Origin of the sequence: Microbacterium sp. (assembly GCF_047602155.1) — a bacterium.
In the GTDB taxonomy this organism is placed as follows: Bacteria; Actinomycetota; Actinomycetes; order Actinomycetales; family Microbacteriaceae; genus Microbacterium.
On record NZ_JASGHZ010000001.1, the window covers coordinates 68,710 to 84,076 of the forward strand.

At 74.1% G+C, this 15,367-nt stretch carries 15 protein-coding genes; 5 read left to right on the forward strand and 10 right to left on the reverse strand.

The genetic code is table 11. From position 1 onward, the window contains the following. The first annotated feature begins 8 nt into the window (after positions 1 to 8). Together QM720_RS00325 and QM720_RS00330 are read left to right on the forward strand one after the other, a co-directional pair. Positions 9 to 1,529 carry an ABC transporter substrate-binding protein gene (locus QM720_RS00325; protein WP_415123969.1) on the forward strand — a complete coding sequence of 507 codons (1,521 nt, stop codon included), beginning with the start codon at positions 9 to 11 and terminating at the stop codon, positions 1,527 to 1,529. 43 nt (positions 1,530 to 1,572) lie between these two features. Continuing rightward, positions 1,573 to 2,796 carry a kynureninase gene (locus QM720_RS00330; protein ID WP_415123971.1) on the forward strand — a complete coding sequence of 408 codons (1,224 nt, stop codon included), beginning with the start codon at positions 1,573 to 1,575 and terminating at the stop codon, positions 2,794 to 2,796. A gap of 8 nt (positions 2,797 to 2,804) precedes the next feature. On the opposite strand, the gene QM720_RS00335 is transcribed toward QM720_RS00330, so the two are convergent. Both QM720_RS00335 and rsmA read right to left on the reverse strand, forming a co-directional pair. Beyond that, positions 2,805 to 3,737 carry a 4-(cytidine 5'-diphospho)-2-C-methyl-D-erythritol kinase gene (locus tag QM720_RS00335; protein ID WP_415123973.1) on the reverse strand — a complete coding sequence of 311 codons (933 nt, stop codon included), beginning with the start codon at positions 3,735 to 3,737 and terminating at the stop codon, positions 2,805 to 2,807. Beyond that, a complete protein-coding gene (rsmA, locus tag QM720_RS00340) occupies positions 3,734 to 4,597 on the reverse strand; it encodes a 16S rRNA (adenine(1518)-N(6)/adenine(1519)-N(6))-dimethyltransferase RsmA (protein WP_415123975.1) in 864 nt (287 codons plus the stop codon). The genes QM720_RS00335 and rsmA overlap by 4 nt, the downstream gene beginning before the upstream one ends. Positions 4,598 to 4,781: 184 nt before the next feature. On the opposite strand from rsmA, the gene QM720_RS00345 reads away from it, so the two are divergent. The 3 genes from QM720_RS00345 to QM720_RS00355 all read left to right on the forward strand — a co-directional run bounded on the left by QM720_RS00345 (position 4,782) and on the right by QM720_RS00355 (position 6,098). Then, positions 4,782 to 4,994, forward strand: a complete 213-nt coding sequence (locus QM720_RS00345) for a hypothetical protein (RefSeq protein WP_415123977.1) — start codon at positions 4,782 to 4,784, stop codon at positions 4,992 to 4,994. Positions 4,995 to 5,067: 73 nt separating this feature from the next. Beyond that, entirely contained in the window at positions 5,068 to 5,559 is a 492-nt protein-coding gene (locus QM720_RS00350; protein WP_415123979.1) for a hypothetical protein, read from the forward strand. Beyond that, positions 5,556 to 6,098 carry a DUF6036 family nucleotidyltransferase gene (locus QM720_RS00355; RefSeq protein WP_415123981.1) on the forward strand — a complete coding sequence of 181 codons (543 nt, stop codon included), beginning with the start codon at positions 5,556 to 5,558 and terminating at the stop codon, positions 6,096 to 6,098. Before QM720_RS00350 ends, QM720_RS00355 begins: the two co-directional genes overlap by 4 nt. A gap of 134 nt (positions 6,099 to 6,232) precedes the next feature. Here QM720_RS00355 and QM720_RS00360 read toward each other — a convergent pair whose 3' ends face one another. The 8 genes from QM720_RS00360 to hemE are packed head-to-tail and all read right to left on the reverse strand — an operon-like array spanning position 6,233 to position 15,344. Beyond that, positions 6,233 to 7,555: a glutamate-1-semialdehyde 2,1-aminomutase gene (locus QM720_RS00360; protein WP_415123983.1), complete on the reverse strand. Its 1,323-nt coding sequence runs from the start codon at positions 7,553 to 7,555 to the stop codon at positions 6,233 to 6,235. Beyond that, positions 7,552 to 8,547, reverse strand: a complete 996-nt coding sequence (hemB, locus tag QM720_RS00365) for a porphobilinogen synthase (protein WP_415123985.1) — start codon at positions 8,545 to 8,547, stop codon at positions 7,552 to 7,554. Before hemB ends, QM720_RS00360 begins: the two co-directional genes overlap by 4 nt. Next, positions 8,544 to 9,362: a uroporphyrinogen-III synthase gene (locus tag QM720_RS00370; protein WP_415123987.1), complete on the reverse strand. Its 819-nt coding sequence runs from the start codon at positions 9,360 to 9,362 to the stop codon at positions 8,544 to 8,546. The genes hemB and QM720_RS00370 overlap by 4 nt, the downstream gene beginning before the upstream one ends. Beyond that, on the reverse strand, positions 9,331 to 10,416 hold the full coding sequence (hemC, locus tag QM720_RS00375; RefSeq protein WP_415123989.1) for a hydroxymethylbilane synthase: 1,086 nt from the start codon (positions 10,414 to 10,416) through the stop codon (positions 9,331 to 9,333). Before hemC ends, QM720_RS00370 begins: the two co-directional genes overlap by 32 nt. Next, positions 10,413 to 11,654: a ferrochelatase gene (locus tag QM720_RS00380; protein ID WP_415123991.1), complete on the reverse strand. Its 1,242-nt coding sequence runs from the start codon at positions 11,652 to 11,654 to the stop codon at positions 10,413 to 10,415. Before QM720_RS00380 ends, hemC begins: the two co-directional genes overlap by 4 nt. After that, complete coding sequence (gene hemQ / locus QM720_RS00385; protein WP_415123993.1) at positions 11,654 to 12,370, reverse strand: hydrogen peroxide-dependent heme synthase; 717 nt, start codon at positions 12,368 to 12,370, stop codon at positions 11,654 to 11,656. Before hemQ ends, QM720_RS00380 begins: the two co-directional genes overlap by 1 nt. Next, a complete protein-coding gene (locus QM720_RS00390; protein ID WP_415123995.1) occupies positions 12,367 to 14,292 on the reverse strand; it encodes a protoporphyrinogen/coproporphyrinogen oxidase in 1,926 nt (641 codons plus the stop codon). Before QM720_RS00390 ends, hemQ begins: the two co-directional genes overlap by 4 nt. Further along, complete coding sequence (hemE, locus tag QM720_RS00395; protein ID WP_415127755.1) at positions 14,289 to 15,344, reverse strand: uroporphyrinogen decarboxylase; 1,056 nt, start codon at positions 15,342 to 15,344, stop codon at positions 14,289 to 14,291. Before hemE ends, QM720_RS00390 begins: the two co-directional genes overlap by 4 nt. Positions 15,345 to 15,367: the final 23 nt, after the last annotated feature.

Below are 15,367 nucleotides of genomic sequence, written 5' to 3' on the forward strand. Positions count from 1 at the left end.
CATACGCCATGACATCGAGACCGACGAAGCGCGCCCTCGCCAGCCTCACGATCGCCGCCGCACTCCTGCTCGGCGGATGCGCCGGATCCGGCGGCTCCGGCACGACCGGCGACACCGGGGGTGAGACCGGGGGCGACCGCATCCGCGTCGCCTTCATGCAGCCGCCGAAAGCCGCCATGAACCCCTTCAGCGACGACGCGTTCAAGCTCTCGCGGCTGAGCGCCGCCGAGACGCTGGTGCGGCTCGACGAGAACATCCAGCCCCAGCCGCTGCTGGCCACCGGGTGGGAACGGGTCGACGACCTCACCTGGGTGTTCACGCTCCGCGACGACGTCGTCTTCCACGACGGCACGCCCTTCGACGCCGCCGCCGTGAAGAACACGCTCGACCGTGCCGGAGAATCGGGGCTGTCGCCGCGCGCGCTCAGCGGCATCCATCTCACCGTCGAGGTGACCGCCGGCGACGAGGTGACCGTCGTCACCGACGTCGCCGACGCGATGCTGCCGAACCGCCTCGCGAGCCCGCAGCTGTCGATCCTGTCCGCCGCCGCCTACGGCGACGACGGCACGGTCACCCCGCTCGGCACCGGCACCGGCCCGTTCGAGATCACCGCGATCGAGGGCAGCACGACGATGACGCTGGAACGGTTCGACGACTACTGGGGCGACAAGGCCATCGCCTCGGGGATCGACGCCTCGTTCGTCCCCGACGGCACCGCGCGGGCCGCCGCGCTGCGCTCGTCGGAGGCCGATGTCGCCGAGACCATCCCGGTCTCGCAGATCAGCCTGCTCGACCCCGACATGGTGCACGAGGTCTTCATGCCGCGCACGACCCACCTGGCGCTGAACACGGCATCCGGTCCGTTCAGCGACCCGGCCGTGCGGGCCGCGGCGCGCGCGGCCATCGACGCGACGCAGATCGCCGACACCGTCTACGAGGGGCATGCCGACCCTGCTGTCGGCATCCTCGGGCCGGCCGTCCCGTGGGCGGCCGACAAGCGCGGCGACACGACCTCGCCGGTGCAGCCGGCCGACGTCCACGGCGTCGAGATCACCCTCGCGACCTACACCGACCGCGCGGAGAACCCCGAGATCGCCGTGCAGATCGAGGCGCAGCTGGAGGCCGCAGGGTTCGTCGTGACCCAGGACGTCCGAGAGTACGCGCACCTCGAGCAGGACATGCTCGGCGGCGCCTTCGACGCCGTGATCGTCTCCCGCAACACGATGCTCGACACCGGCGACCCGCTGTCGGCGATCATGCAGGACTTCTCGTGCGACGGCGGCAACAACATCGCACAGCTCTGTGACCCGGAGATCGACCGCATCCTGAAGGACGGTCTGCAGTACGAGCCGGGCGCCGAGCGCGAGGACGCGACCATGGCCGCCGAGACCGCCATCCTGCGGCTGAACGCGACCATCCCGCTGGTGCACGAACGCGTCGTCCAGGGCGAGCTGGGCACCTTCACGGGCTTCGCCCGCGATCCGCTGGAGCGGACGCTCATCACGCAGTACACCGAGCCGACCGGGTAGTCGCCGTGGAGGAGTTCGGCGGGTGCGGCGATAGCCTCGTGCCATGACCGATCCCGCCGAACTCCTCCGCGCCGAGGCCGCCGCCCTCGACGCCGCCGACCCGCTCGCCGCGTCTGTCGACGCCTTCGCCGAAGCGCCTGGCATCCGGGCGTACCTCGACGGCAACTCGCTCGGCCGTCCGCTGCGGGCCCTCCCCGACCGCATGGCCGCGTTCGTGCGGGACGACTGGGGCACGCGGCTGATCCGCTCGTGGGACGAGCAGTGGATGGAGCTGCCGATGCGGCTCGGCGACCGCATCGCCGACGTCGCGCTCGGGGCGGCGCCCGGGCAGACCGTCGTCGCCGATTCGACGAGCGTCGTGCTGTACAAGCTCATGCGCGCCGCCGTCGCCGCCCGCCCCGGGCGCGACGAGATCGTGCTGCAGTCGGGCGACTTTCCCACCGACCGCTTCGTCGCCGAGGGCGTCGCCGCCGAGACCGGCGTCACGCTGCGCTGGATCGAACCGGATGCCGTCGCCGGCGTCACCGTCGCCGATGTCGCCGCGGTGGTCTGTGACCGCACGGCGCTCGTGGCGCTGAGCCACGTCGACTACCGCTCCGGAGCGCTGGCCGACGTGCCCGCCATCACCGCGGCGGTCCACGAGGCCGGCGCCCTGGCCCTGTGGGATCTGTGCCACTCGGTCGGCGTCGTGCCGGTGCGGCTCGATGCCTGGGGCGTCGACCTCGCCGTCGGCTGCACGTACAAGTACCTCAACGGCGGGCCGGGGTCGCCCGCGTTCGGCTATGTGCGCACGGGAGTGCAGCCCGAGATCCGCCAGCCGATCCAGGGCTGGTGGAGCGCCGCCGACATCTTCGCGATGGGGCCGGCGTACGCGCCGGCGACCGGCATCCGTCAGCTGCTCAGCGGCACCCCGCCGGTGCTCTCGATGCTCGGGATGCAGGGGATGCTCGACCTCATCGCCGCGGCCGGCATCGACGCCGTGCGAGCCAAGTCGGTCTCGCTCACCGACTTCGCGGTGCGGGCGTACGACGCCGTGCTCGCGCCGCTCGGCGTGCGGCTGCTGAGCCCGCGCGAGGCCGCCCGGCGCGGCGGGCACGTGACGATCGGGCATCCGTCGTTCCGTGAGGTGACGGCTCGGTTGTGGGAGCGCGGGGTCGTCCCCGACTTCCGGTTCCCCGACGGCATCCGCCTGGGCCTGTCGCCGCTGAGCACGACCCACGCCGAGACCCTTGCCGGGGTGCTCGCGGTGCGCGACGAATTGGGCTGAGCAGTCCCTCAGTGCATGAGCGCCCGCGCACCGGGCACCGGCCCGTGCGCGACGAGCGCGGTGTGCCCGGCCGCTTCCAACGCGTCGGCGAGGGCGTCGGCGGCATCCACGTCGGCGGCCAGCAGCGCGATGGTCGGGCCCGAGCCCGACACGATCCCGGCCAGCGCCCCGGCACGCCGCCCCGCCGCGAGCACGTCGCCGAGCTCCGGCCGCAGCGACAGCGCCGCCTCCTGCAGGTCGTTGCGCAGGGCACCCGCGAGCGCGACGGCGTCGCCCGCGCGCAGCGCCTGCAGCACGGCCGGGTCGACCTGCGGGACGCCGTGCTCCGGCGCGATGTCGGGGACGGCGCGCAGCCGGTCGAGCTCGCGGTACACGGCGGGCGTCGACAAGCCGTCGGGGTTCGTCACGAGCACCCAGTCGAAGCGCCCGCGCACGAGCGCCGGGGCGAGCTCGTCGCCGCGGCCGGTGCCGATGGCCGTGCCGCCGAGCACCGCGAAGGGCACGTCGGCGCCCAGCGTGGCGCCGAGCTCCTGCAGCTCGGCGGTGGTGAGCCTGCCGTCGAGCAGCTCGTTGACGGCGAGGAGCGCGGCGGCGGCATCCGCCGATCCGCCGCCCATGCCGCCGGCGACCGGAACGCCCTTGTGCACGTGCAGCTGGATGCCGGCATCCCACCGCACGTGCTCGGCCACGAGCCGGGCGGCCCGCAGGGCGAGGTTGGCCTCGTCGAGCGGCACTCCCGAGATGTCGAGGTCGCCGGTGACCGTGATCGCGTACTCGTCGGCCGTCGACGCCCACACGTCCTCGAACAGCGACACCGCCTGGTACACCGAGGCCACGTCGTGGTAGCCGTCGGGCTGCACGTCGCCGACGTCGAAGGCGATGTTGATCTTGCCCGGCGCCCGCACGTGCACCCGACGCGGGAAGTCGTCGGCGAGGGTCACGGCTCCAGGCTAGCGACACCGCCCCGCGCGCGGGCGACGGCGACGAAGTCGTCGACGGTGAGCTGCTCGCCGCGCAGCGTCGGATCGACACCGGCGGCCTCGAGCACGCCGCTCGCCGCCGACGAGCCGCCCAGCAGGGGTGCCAGGGCCTGACGGAGCATCTTGCGGCGCTGCTGGAACGCGGCATCCACCACCCGGAACGTCGCCCGGCGCAGCTCCTCATCGCCGCGCGGCTGCGGGTCGCGGCGGAAGGCGACGAGCACGCTGTCGACGTTCGGCACGGGCCAGAACACCTGCCGCGAGACCGTGCCGGCCAGGCGCCACGGACCGTACCAGGCGGCCTTCACGCTCGGCGCGCCGTAGACCTTCGACCCGGGCGGGGCCGCAAGGCGCTCACCGACCTCGGCCTGCACCATGACGACGCCGCGCTGGATCGACGCGAAGCTCTCCATGAAGTGCAGCAGTACCGGGACGCTCACGTTGTAGGGCAGGTTGGCGACGAGCACGGTGGGGTCGCCGGGGAGGTCGGTCACGCGCAGGGCGTCGGCGTCGACGACCGTGAGTGCGCCCGCGGGCACGCCGTGGGCTGCCGCGGTGACCGGCAGCCGCTCGGCGAGGCGGTGGTCGATCTCGACGGCGGTGACGTGCGCACCGGTCTCGAGGATCGCGAGGGTCAGCGAACCGAGCCCGGGCCCGACCTCGACGACGCGGTCGGATGCCGTCACTTCGGCCACGTGCACGATCTTGCGGACGGTGTTGGCGTCGACGACGAAGTTCTGGCCCAGCTTCTTGGTCGGAGTGACGTCGAGCTCGGCGGCCAGGGCGCGGATCTCGGTCGCGCCGAGCAGGGTCACGGGCATGGGTTCAGCCTAGTTCGCCCGTCCCCCGCGCCGGCGATCGCCCGCGTCGCCGCGGGGTCGCATCTGGCCGGATTGAGCCCGGTGTTGCGGCAATTTGCGACCCCGAGGTCGGGCGCACGTTCTCGCTTTTGACCGGCCCGCTTTCCGGCGGTCCAATGTCGGAGGCCCTCGTCAGAATAGGGGTATGGATCTCCTCGCTCAGCCCCTCGAACACCTGCGTTCGCAGGTCGCGGGACTGGTGCGTGGCTGCGAGTCCGACCGGGCGCTGCAAGGGGCCAACGAGCAGGTGAACCGGCGGCAGCAAGCAGCCGAGCGGGAGCGGCAGGTCTCCGACCCGAGCGAGCGCGGCCCTTACCGCAGTGATCCACGCCGCGATGGACCAGCACGCGGCCTGTAACGCCTGGGCTGTGGACTCGTGACGCTGCTGAGAACGTCTGAGAGAATGGAGGCCGAGGAAGGAGGGGACGGTCATGGTGTTCCAGGGCGAAGTGCTGTCGGTCGCGGCGTTGCTTGACGCTGCCCGCGCCACACCCGCGGCCTCGCCGAGCCCTCTTGTCGGTGTGCGGCATACGGCGGCGCACAACGCTGAGGCGTGCCGGACTCTGCTGGCCGATGGCGAGAGTCTTGATGGGTGCTGGCGGTTCGGCATCCTCCAGACCTTGGACGACTACACGTCCGTGCTGCGTCGCGGCGGCCCTGACCTCGCCGCCGGAGTGTTCACCGACGAGCCGCCCCGCACCGGGTCGGTGCAGCTCGACGCCGCGTTCGCTGCCCTCGCCGACTACCTCTCAGGCCTCGACGGATGGCCCACTCCCGCATGGGTGCATGACCCGTCGCGCCGCACGGAAGCCTGGTATCCGGCTGTTCCGGCTATCTTCCGTGCCGATGCCGACCAGGAGAGCCCGGGGGCGTTCCGGCGGCGCGGGATTCTCGTCACCGCACGTTCTCTGGCGAGGGCATGACCCAGGGCGGGCAGCTCGACGCGAACCAGGTGCAAGCCCTGTTCCACGAGCTGTCCGACCGCCTCGCCGCCGCAGGCGTGCAGGCGCAACTGTTCGTCGTCGGCGGTGCGGCGATGGCGCTGGCCTACGACGCCAACCGTCTCACCCGCGACGTGGACGCGCTGTTCGTGCCCGCGCCCGAGGTGCGACAGATCGCGGAGGAGATGAGCGGCCCGCACGGGCTGGAACCCGACTGGCTGAACGATGCCGCCAAGGGCTTCCTGCCCGGAGCCGACGAGCACCCGCGCACCGTGTTCGAGTCCGAGTCTTTGCTCGTGCAGGTGCCCTCACCCGGCTACCTCCTGGCGATGAAGCTGCACGCCTCCCGCGACGAACGCGACCTCGATGACGCCGTGATCCTGTTCAACCGACTCGGCTACACCACTGCGCAGGAGTGCATCGAGTTGTTGACCGCCACTTATCCAGCCGGTCAACTCCTGCCCCGGCACCGTTACCTCGCCGAGGAAGTCGCCTCCCGCGCACGCGCCCTTCCGACGTAGACTGAAAACCGCAGAAACTAGCCGATCAAGACGCGACTACTTTTGCGCCTCTACGGGGTTCTCCACCATGACCTGGCGCAGACCCATCTCCTCCGGAACTGTACAGCTGCAGGTACCCAGGACGCGGCGGCCCGCTACCCAGACGCGGCGGCCCGGGCGGCCCCGGGCAGCGCGGCGAGCACCCGGTCCAGAGCCTCGTCGTCGTGCGCCGCGGTGAGGAACCACGCCTCGAAGGCCGACGGGGGCAGCGAGACCCCGGCATCCAGCATGGCGTGGAAGAACCGGCCGTAGGCTGCGGCATCCTGCCGCTGCGCGGCCCCGTAGTCGGGCACGCCGCCGGCGACATCCGCCCCGAAGAAGACGCTGAACAGGGTGCCGGCGCGCTGGATCACGTGCGGTACGCCGGCCTCATCCAGCGCACGGCCGACCGCCGCCGACACGACCTCGGATGCCGCCGCCAGCCGCGCGTAGGCGGCCTCGTCGGCGTGGCGCAGCGTCGCGAGCCCCGCCGCGACGGCGACGGGGTTGCCGCTCAGCGTCCCGGCCTGGTACACCGGGCCGAGCGGGGCGAGCAGGTCCATGACCTCGGCGCGCCCGCCGACGGCGGCGACGGGCAGCCCGCCGCCGATGACCTTGCCGAACGTGACGAGGTCGGGGACGACCTCCTCCCCCGCCTCGCGCAGCACCTGCGCGTAGCCGCCGGGCGCCGCGCGGAACCCGGTGAGCACCTCGTCGCTGATGAGCAGCGCGCCCTCGGCGCGGCACAGGCCGGCGACGAACGTCGTGAACCCGGATGCCGGCGCCACGACGCCCATGTTCGCCGCCGCGGCCTCGGTGATGACAGCGGCGATGCGGCCCGGATGGGCGGCGAAGACCGCGGCGAGCGCCTCGCGGTCGTTGTACGGCACGACGAGCGTCTGCGCCGCGACGGCCTCGGGCACGCCCGCCGACCCCGGCAGCGCGAACGTCGCGAGCCCCGACCCGGCGGCGGCGAGGAGCCCGTCGGAGTGTCCGTGATAGTGCCCCGCGAACTTCACGAGCAGGTCGCGACCGGTGGCCCCGCGCGCCAGCCGGATGGCGGTCATGGTGGCCTCGGTGCCGGTGGAGACCAGGCGCGCCTTCTCTACCGTGCGCACGCCGGAGGCAGGGTTCACCCGCCGCACGATCTCCTCGACGAGCTCGGCCTCGGCCGGCGTCGGCGCGCCGAACGACAGGCCGCGGCCGGCCGCCGCCACGACCGCGTCGACCACGGCGGGGTGCGCGTGGCCGAGAAGCGCCGGCCCCCAGCTCGCGACGAGGTCGACGTAGCGGTCGCCCTCGGCATCCGTCACGTAGGGGCCGGCGGCCGAGACGATGAACCGCGGCGTGCCGCCGACCGAGCCGTAGGCGCGCACGGGCGAGTCGACACCGCCGGGGATGACGGCCCGGGCGCGGGCGAACAGGTCATCGTTGGTCATGTCAGGCTCCTCCCGGCGCGCAGCCACCCGGCGACCTCGAGCGCCCAGTACGTGAGGATCGCGTCGGCGCCCGCGCGGCGAATCCCCACGAGGCTTTCCCCGATCGCCCGCTCGCGGTCGATGAGCCCGGCCGCGGCCGCGTGCTCGATCATGGCGTACTCCCCCGACACCTGGTACGCCCACACCGGCACCGGCGAGAGGTCTGCGACCCGTGCGAGCACGTCGAGATAGGGACCGGCCGGTTTGACCATGACGACGTCGGCGCCCTCGTCGATGTCGCCCTGCGCCTCCTGCACGCCCTCCCGGCCGTTCGCCGGATCGAGCTGGTACGTGCGGCGGTCACCGGTCAGCGTCGACTCGACGGCGTCGCGGAACGGGCCGTAGAACGCCGACGCGTACTTCGCCGCGTACGCGAGCAGGACGACGTCGGTGCGGCCGGCGGCATCCAGCGCGGCGCGGACGGCGGCGACCTGGCCGTCCATCATGCCCGACAGGCCCAGGATGTCGGCACCGGCCTCGGCCTGCGCGAGCGCCATGCGCGCGTAGACCTCGAGCGTCGCGTCGTTGTCGACGGTGCCGTCCGAAGCGAGCACGCCGCAGTGCCCGTGGTCGGTGAACTCGTCAAGGCAGAGGTCGCCCTGCACCGTGAGCCGACCGGCGGCGATGCGGGCTGCGACCGCGATCGCGCGGTTCAGGATGCCGTCGGGGTCGACGGCCCCGCTGCCGACCGCGTCGCGCACCGCCGGCACGCCGAACAGCATGACGCCGCCGAGCCCGGCCGCGACGGCCTGCTCCACGACGTCCGGCAGCGCCGACAGCGGATGCTGGCTCACCCCGGGCATGCTCGCGATCGGCTGCGCGGCGTCGATGCCCTCCTTGACGAACACCGGCAGCACGAGCCGGCGCGGCGTCAGGTCGTGCTCGGCGACGAGGCGGCGGAGGGCCGCCGTCTGGCGCAGCCGCCGCGGGCGGCGGACGGGAAAGGCGGTCATGGCAGTACCTCCGGTGGCGGGACGGGCGCGTCGAGTTCGGCCAGCAGCGCGTCGACGCTCTGGGAGTGCGCGGTGTGCCCGACCGTGAAGCCGAGGCGCTGCGCGTCGCGCGTCGTGCCGGGGCCGATCGAGGCGACGAGGACGGATGCCGGCAGCGCGCCCACCTGGCGGCGCAGCTCGCGCCCGACGCTCAGCGACGTGAGCAGCACGACGTCGATACGGCCGCAGGTCAGGTCGGCGACGACGGACGCGGGCAGATCGACGCCGACGGTGCGGTAGCCGATGCACACGTCGACCGCGAACCCCTGCAGCTCGAGCTCGTCGCTGACGACGGCGGTCGCGAGGTCGGAGCGGATCACGAGCACCCGGCCGGTGGATGCCGGCGACCGCCCCACGCACCACTGCGCGACCAGCGTGGCCGCCGCCGACGTGCCGACGGGGACGAAGGCGACCTCGGCGCGCAGCTCGGGGTGGTCGGCGAACGCGCGGGCGGTCGCCTGCCCGACGGCGGCGACCTGCGTCGTCGCCGGGATCGCGATGCCCGCCGCGGCAAGCTGCTCGACGCTCGCCGCGCTCGTGACGAACAGCCAGTCGTAGCGGCCCGCGGCGAGCGCGGCGAAGGCGGCGTCGCGGGCGGCGGCATCGCGCGGCGGCGCCGCGGCGATGAGCGGTGCGACGACGGCCTCGGCGCCGCGCCGGGTCAGCTCCGCGGCCACGCGGGCGCCCCACGCGCCCCCGCGCGGCACGAGCACGCGCGCGCCGCGCAGCGCACCGCTCAGCGCCTCACCCAGTGTCTCGCTCAGCGTCTCGCTCACCGCGAACTCCCCGCGAGGTCGGCGAGCTCTGGCGCCCGGCATCCAGCAGCTCGGCGACGACGTCGGCGGCGATGCGCTCACGGCGATCCGCATCGGCAGCCTGCGCGAACGGCACCGTTCGTTCGACCCGTACGCTGCGCGCGCCGTCGAGGGAGTACACCTCGGCGACGAGGAGCACCGGCGTTTCGTCTCGGCCCTGCGGGCCTCGCTCAACGACCGGGAGTTGAGACCCGCCGTCGTCCCCCCGGTCGCCCCGCGAGGACGCGCGCAGCGCGTCCGAGACGAAACGCGGCGACCGGCCGTCCAGGAGGATCCGCGCGGAGATGCCCACCGGGGCGGCGCAGCCGGCCTCCAGGCGGCGGAGCACGGCGCGCTCCCAGAACGCGGTGGCCTCGGCATTCGGATCGGAGATCGACGCGACCACGTCCGCGATCGCATCGCCGTCGCGCACCTCCACCGCGAGCGCGCCCTGCCCCGCCGAGGTCGGCCAGGAGAAGACCTGCGCGATCCGGTCGGTGCGCCCGATGCGGGCGAGCCCGGCCTCGGCGAGCACCGTCGCGTCGTACTCGCCGTCGTCGACCTTGCGCAGGCGCGTGTCGACGTTGCCGCGGATGCCGCGGACCACGAGATCCGGTCGGCGCTGCAGCAGCTGGGCGACGCGACGCGGCGACCCGCTGCCGACGACCGCGCCGGCCGGCAGTTCGTCGAGCGTGCGGCCGTCGCGGCTGCACAGCGCGTCGCGCACCGACGCGCGCGGGGGCACGGCGCCGATGCGCAAGCCCTCGACCTCGCCGGTCGGCAGATCCTTCATGGAGTGCACGACGACGTCGCACTCACCGCGCAGCAGCGCGTCGCGCAGGGCGGCGACGAAGACGCCGGTGCCGCCGAGCTGCGCGAGCGGCCCGGTGAGGACGTCGCCCGCCGTCGTGATCGGCACGAGCTCGACCGCCCGCCCGCTCGCGGCGCGCAGCGCCTCGGCGACGAGCCCCGACTGGGTCGTCGCCAACAGGCTCGCGCGGGTGCCCAGGCGCAGGGGTGCGGCGGGGTCGGTCACGGAGCGACCCCGGCGAGGGCCGGGCGGAAACCGCGGCGGGTGTTCTCGCAGCATCCCGGACGGCACACGTCGTAGCCCGGGCCGAGGGCGGTCAGGTGCGGACGTTCCTCGGGCGGCGCCCCGTGCAGGCGCTCCTCGACGAGGTCGGCGAGCCCCGCGACGAAGGCGGGGTGGGCGCCCGGCGACGCCGTGCGCACGGCGACGATCCCGTGCTCGGCGGCGGTCTGCAGCGCTTCGGTGTCGAGATCCCACAGCACTTCCATGTGGTCGCTCACGAACCCGAGCGGCACGATGAGCACGGCCCTGCGCCCGCGCGCCGGAAGCTCGGCGATCACGTCGTTGATGTCGGGTTCGAGCCACGGCATCTGTGGCGGGCCCGACCGGCTCTGGAACACCAGCTGCCACGGCGCCGCTGCGCCGAGCTCGGCCACGATGTGCTCGGCGACGGCGAGGTGCTGCGCGAGGTACGCCCCGCCGGGGCCGAAACCGTCTTCCGGCGCACCGGAGCGGTCGGCATCCGCAGTCGGGATGGAGTGCGTGGAGAACAGGATCTCGACGTCGTTCGCCAGGTCGGTGACGCCCCGCTCGGCGAGCGCCGAGATCCCCTCGCGGATGCCCTCCAGGAACGGCGTCACGAACCCCGGGTGATCGAAGAAGTCGCGCACCTTGTCGATCTCGACGAGCCCCTCGAGCCCGGTCGCCTCCAGCGCGTCGGCGAGGTCTTCGCGGTACTGCCGGCACGACGAGTAGGAGCTGTACGCGCTCGTGGCGATGACGAGGATCGTGCGATGCCCGTCGTCGTACGCCTGCTGCAGCGCCTCGTCGAGGTACGGCGCCCAGTTGCGGTTGCCCCAGTACACCGGCAGGTCGTGCCCGCGGGCGGCGAGGTCGGCGGCGAGCGCCGCGCGCAGCACGCGGTTCTGCTCGTTGATCGGCGAGATGCCGCCGAAGTGGCGGTAGTGGTGCGCGACCTCCTCCAGGCGTTCGTCGGGGATGCCGCGCCCCGCCGTGACGTTCCGCAGGAACGGGATGACGTCGTCCTGCCCCTCCGGCCCGCCGAAGCCCAGCAGCAGGACGGCGTCGTAGTCCACCGGAACGGTCGCGTACGGCGCGCCGCCCCGGGTCGCGGCGGTGCCCGACGGCACGACCGCGCCGTCGGCGACGAAGGCGGGGCGGGATGCCGGGGCGACCTTCGCCCGGGCGGGGGTGGTCTGGGCGGTCGTGGACTGCGCGGTCATCAGCCGAGCACCTCCACGAGGTCTTCGACCTCGATGCGCCGTCCGGTGTAGAACGGCACCTCCTCGCGCACGTGCCGACGCGCGTCGGTCGCGCGCAGCGCCCGCATGAGGTCGACGAGGCTGACGAGGTTGTCGCTTTCCAGCGGCAGCAGCCACTCGTAGTCGCTGAGCGCGAACGTCGAGACCGTGTTGGCGACGACGTCGCGGAACGCCGCGCCCTTGCGGCCGTGGTCGGCGAGCATCGCCGAGCGCTCGTCGTCGGGCAGCAGGTACCACTCGTAGCTGCGCACGAACGGGTACAGGCACAGCCAGTCGCGCGCGCGCTCGCCGCGGAGGAACCCGGGGATGTGCCGCTTGTTGAACTCCGCCTCGCGGTGCACGCCCATGACGCTCCACTCGCACGTGAAGTCCCGGAGCGCCGCAGTGCGGCGCAGCGCCCGCAGCGCCCGCTGCAGCGCCTCGGGACTCTCGTCGCCGGGAGCCTTGCCGGGCCGCTCGTGCAGCCACACCATGAGGTCGGCGTCGGCGCGCATGCCGGTCACGTCGTAGAGCCCGCGCACCACGACGCCGCCTGCTTCGAGGCCGGCGACGACGGCCGACAGCTCGTCGAGCGCGGCCGCATCCGGGGCGGCGCCGCGCGGACGGGGACCGGCGAGGATCGCGAACAGCGTGAACCCGACGGGGTTCACCTCGGCGCTATCGGTCGGTGCGGTCATGCGATGCTCCTTTGTCGAGAGGTGGAAGAGGGAGAAGGGCCGACGAGCTCGCCCCCGAGCCGCGCGGCGAGCGCGCGGGCGTGCGGCACGACGGCGGCGAGCCCGGTGCCGGCGACGACGGCGCCGGTGAGCTCGATCCCGCTCTGGGCGAGACGGCCGAGCGTCGCGCCCGGCAACGGTCCGAGGGCGACGGCATCCGTCCACTCATGGACGACGAGGTCACGGACGTCCTCCGGCGCGAGGTCGACGCCGGTCAGCAGGCTCGTCTCGCGGGCGACGTCGGCGGCGGTCGCGAGGGTGCCGGCATCCGCGTCGCGCGCCGACAGGCGGACGAGGTGGATGCCGCGCGCCGCGGCGCCCGCCCACTCCCACTTCGCCGTCACGTGCGTCAGCGCCTTCGCCGCGGTGTCCAGGGCCGGGTCGACGATGACGCCCGCGCCGACCGGGAACGCGTCGAGCCCGGGATGCGCGATCGCCGCGACCACGACGCGGATGCGCCCCGGCTCGTTCTGCGAATCCCCGGAAGCAACCCCGCCCGCGAAGTCGGCACAATCCGGGCCCAAGGGCACCCCCACACCCCCATTTGCGCCAACTTCGCCCCGCCCGCCGGGCGTGCTGCACTCACCGTGCGTGCCGCGCCCGCCGCCATGGCCGCCCGCAAAGCTGGCACAATCCGGGCCCAAAGGCGCCCCCACACCCCCATTTGCGTCCACTTCACCGCACCCGCCGGGCGTGCCGCACTCCCCGTGCGCGCCGCGCCCGCCGCCATCGCCGCCCGCAAAGTTGGCACAATCCGGGCCCAAAGGCACCCCCACACCCCCAATTGCGCCAACTTCGCCACCCGCGACGCGCCCGCCCGGCGTCGAGTTGGCACAATCCGGGCCCAAAGGCACCCCGACACCCCCATTTGCGCCAACTTCGCCGCGCCCGCGGTGCGCCGACGCCGACACCGCCGTCAGCACCGACGACGCCGACGCCAGCACCGCCGACACCGCCGGCAGCGCCAACGCCGGAACGCCGAGGAGGGATGCCGTCGCCGCGGGACCGGTGGCCACGACGACCCGGCGCGCCCGCAGCGGGCCGGCCGTCGTGTGCACGACGACGACGCCATCGGTCGCCGGCCCCGTCGCGGGCTCGACCGCCGTTACGGCGACGCCCGTGCGCAGGTCGGCGCCGTGCGCGGCGGCCGCGGCGGCGAGCGCCTGCGGCAGCCGCCACATCCCGCCGGCGATCCCGGCGACGGCGGCACCGGCGCGCACGCCCCGGTCCGATCGTGCGCGCAGCAGGGCGGCCACGGCGTCGACGAGCGATCCGCGGGCGGCGAACTCGCGCCACAGCGCGGGATTGACCTGCGACAGGCGCACGTCGGACGCCGGCCGCGAGTACACGCTGCGGCACAGCGGGTCGACGAGCCGCCGTGCGACGAGGGGGCCGAGGCGCCGCTCGACGAGGTCGTGCAGCGACGGTTCGCGTGCGGCATCGTCCGACACGTCGTCGCCCGACACGGGCAGGAGTGGTTCGCCCGCGGCGGTGGCGGCGGCATCCGCGCCGATGATCGCGACGACGTCGGCGGCACGCGGGTCGGCGGGGATCCCGACGATCGTCCGCTGCGGCAGCGGCAGGCGCCGCGGCCCGTCCTCGGTCGCGACGGCGATCCAGGCGCCGCCGGCGCGGGGCGTCACGGTGGGCAGGCCGAGCTCGGCGGCCAGCTCGGCGACCGCGTCGGTGCGGGTCGCGAACGACTCGGCGCCGAGGTCGACGTCCCGCCCCGCGACGACCCCGCGCCGCAGCAGCCCGCCGACCTCAGAGGATGCCTCGCACAGCACGACGCCGACGCCGGCCGCGGCGAGGTCGCGCGCGACCGTGAGGCCGGCGACGCCGCCGCCGACGATCGCGACGTCGGTGTCGCACCCCGCGCTCATGCGGCCTCCGGCGGGCGCCAGTCGTGCACCATCCGCACGAGGCCCGACAGCACCGCCGGGTCGGTGTCCGCCGGCACGCCGTGGCCGAGGTTGAACACGTGCGCACGCGCGGCGAGGCCCGCCGTCAGGACGGCGTCCACCGCCGCACGGCGCACCGGCTCGGGCGCGAACAGCACGGCCGGGTCGAGGTTGCCCTGCAGCGTGACATCGCGCCCGACACGCGCAGCGGCGGCATCCAGCGGAACGCGGTAGTCGACGCCGAGGGCATCCACGCCGATCGAGGCCATGTCGGCGAGCAGCTCGCCCGTCCCGACGCCGAAGTGGATGAGGGGCACGCCCAGGGCGCGCGCCGGTGCGAGGGCCGCGGCGGATGCCGGCAGCACCGCGCGGCGGTAGTCCTCCGGCGCGAGCGCGCCCGCCCACGAGTCGAACAGCTGCCCGGCCGCCGCCCCCGCCCGTATCTGCAGGGCGAGGAAGCGCCCCGTCACCTCGGCGAGCCACGCGACGAGGTCGCGCCAGGCGGCGGGGTCGGAGTGGATGAGGCTGCGCGCCGCGAGGTGATCCTTCGACGGGCCGCCCTCGACGAGGTAGGCCGCGAGGGTGAACGGCGCGCCGGCGAAGCCGATCAGCGGGATCTGTTCGCCGCGTTTGGCCGACACCTCGGCGAGCATCGCGGTCGCGCGGGCCACGGCATCCGCGATCGCCTCGCCGCGCTCGTCGACGAGCGCGGGATCGGTCGCCACGAGCGCCGCGACCTCGGCCGCCGTGCGCACCGGGCGGGCGAAGACCGGGCCACGCCCCGCGGAGATCTGCACGTCGACGCCGACGAGGGCCAGCGGCACGATGATGTCGCTGAAGAAGACGGCGGCGTCCACACCGTGCCGGCGCACCGGCTGCAGCGTGATCTCGCTGGCCAGCGCAGGGTCGAGGCAGGCATCGAGCATCGTGCCCCGCGCGCGCAGCGCGCGATACTCCGGCAGCGAGCGCCCGGCCTGCCGCATGAACCACACGGGCGTGACCTCGGGACGGTCGCCGCGCAGAGCCCGGATCAGGCGAGAAGGTGCGACGTCAGCGT

Bases quoted from the DNA above. Each gene is read 5' to 3' on its own strand.
- QM720_RS00325 (WP_415123969.1), top strand. From the start codon at position 9: ATGACATCGAGACCGACGAAGCGCGCCCTCGCCAGCCTCACGATCGCC.
- QM720_RS00330 (WP_415123971.1), top strand. From the start codon at position 1,573: ATGACCGATCCCGCCGAACTCCTCCGCGCCGAGGCCGCCGCCCTCGAC.
- rsmA (WP_415123975.1), bottom strand. From the start codon at position 4,597: ATGCCCGTGACCCTGCTCGGCGCGACCGAGATCCGCGCCCTGGCCGCC.
- QM720_RS00345 (WP_415123977.1), top strand. From the start codon at position 4,782: ATGGATCTCCTCGCTCAGCCCCTCGAACACCTGCGTTCGCAGGTCGCG.
- QM720_RS00350 (WP_415123979.1), top strand. From the start codon at position 5,068: ATGGTGTTCCAGGGCGAAGTGCTGTCGGTCGCGGCGTTGCTTGACGCT.
- QM720_RS00355 (WP_415123981.1), top strand. From the start codon at position 5,556: ATGACCCAGGGCGGGCAGCTCGACGCGAACCAGGTGCAAGCCCTGTTC.
- QM720_RS00360 (WP_415123983.1), bottom strand. From the start codon at position 7,555: ATGACCAACGATGACCTGTTCGCCCGCGCCCGGGCCGTCATCCCCGGC.
- hemB (WP_415123985.1), bottom strand. From the start codon at position 8,547: ATGACCGCCTTTCCCGTCCGCCGCCCGCGGCGGCTGCGCCAGACGGCG.
- QM720_RS00380 (WP_415123991.1), bottom strand. From the start codon at position 11,654: ATGACCGCGCAGTCCACGACCGCCCAGACCACCCCCGCCCGGGCGAAG.
- hemQ (WP_415123993.1), bottom strand. From the start codon at position 12,370: ATGACCGCACCGACCGATAGCGCCGAGGTGAACCCCGTCGGGTTCACG.
- QM720_RS00390 (WP_415123995.1), bottom strand. From the start codon at position 14,292: ATGAGCGCGGGGTGCGACACCGACGTCGCGATCGTCGGCGGCGGCGTC.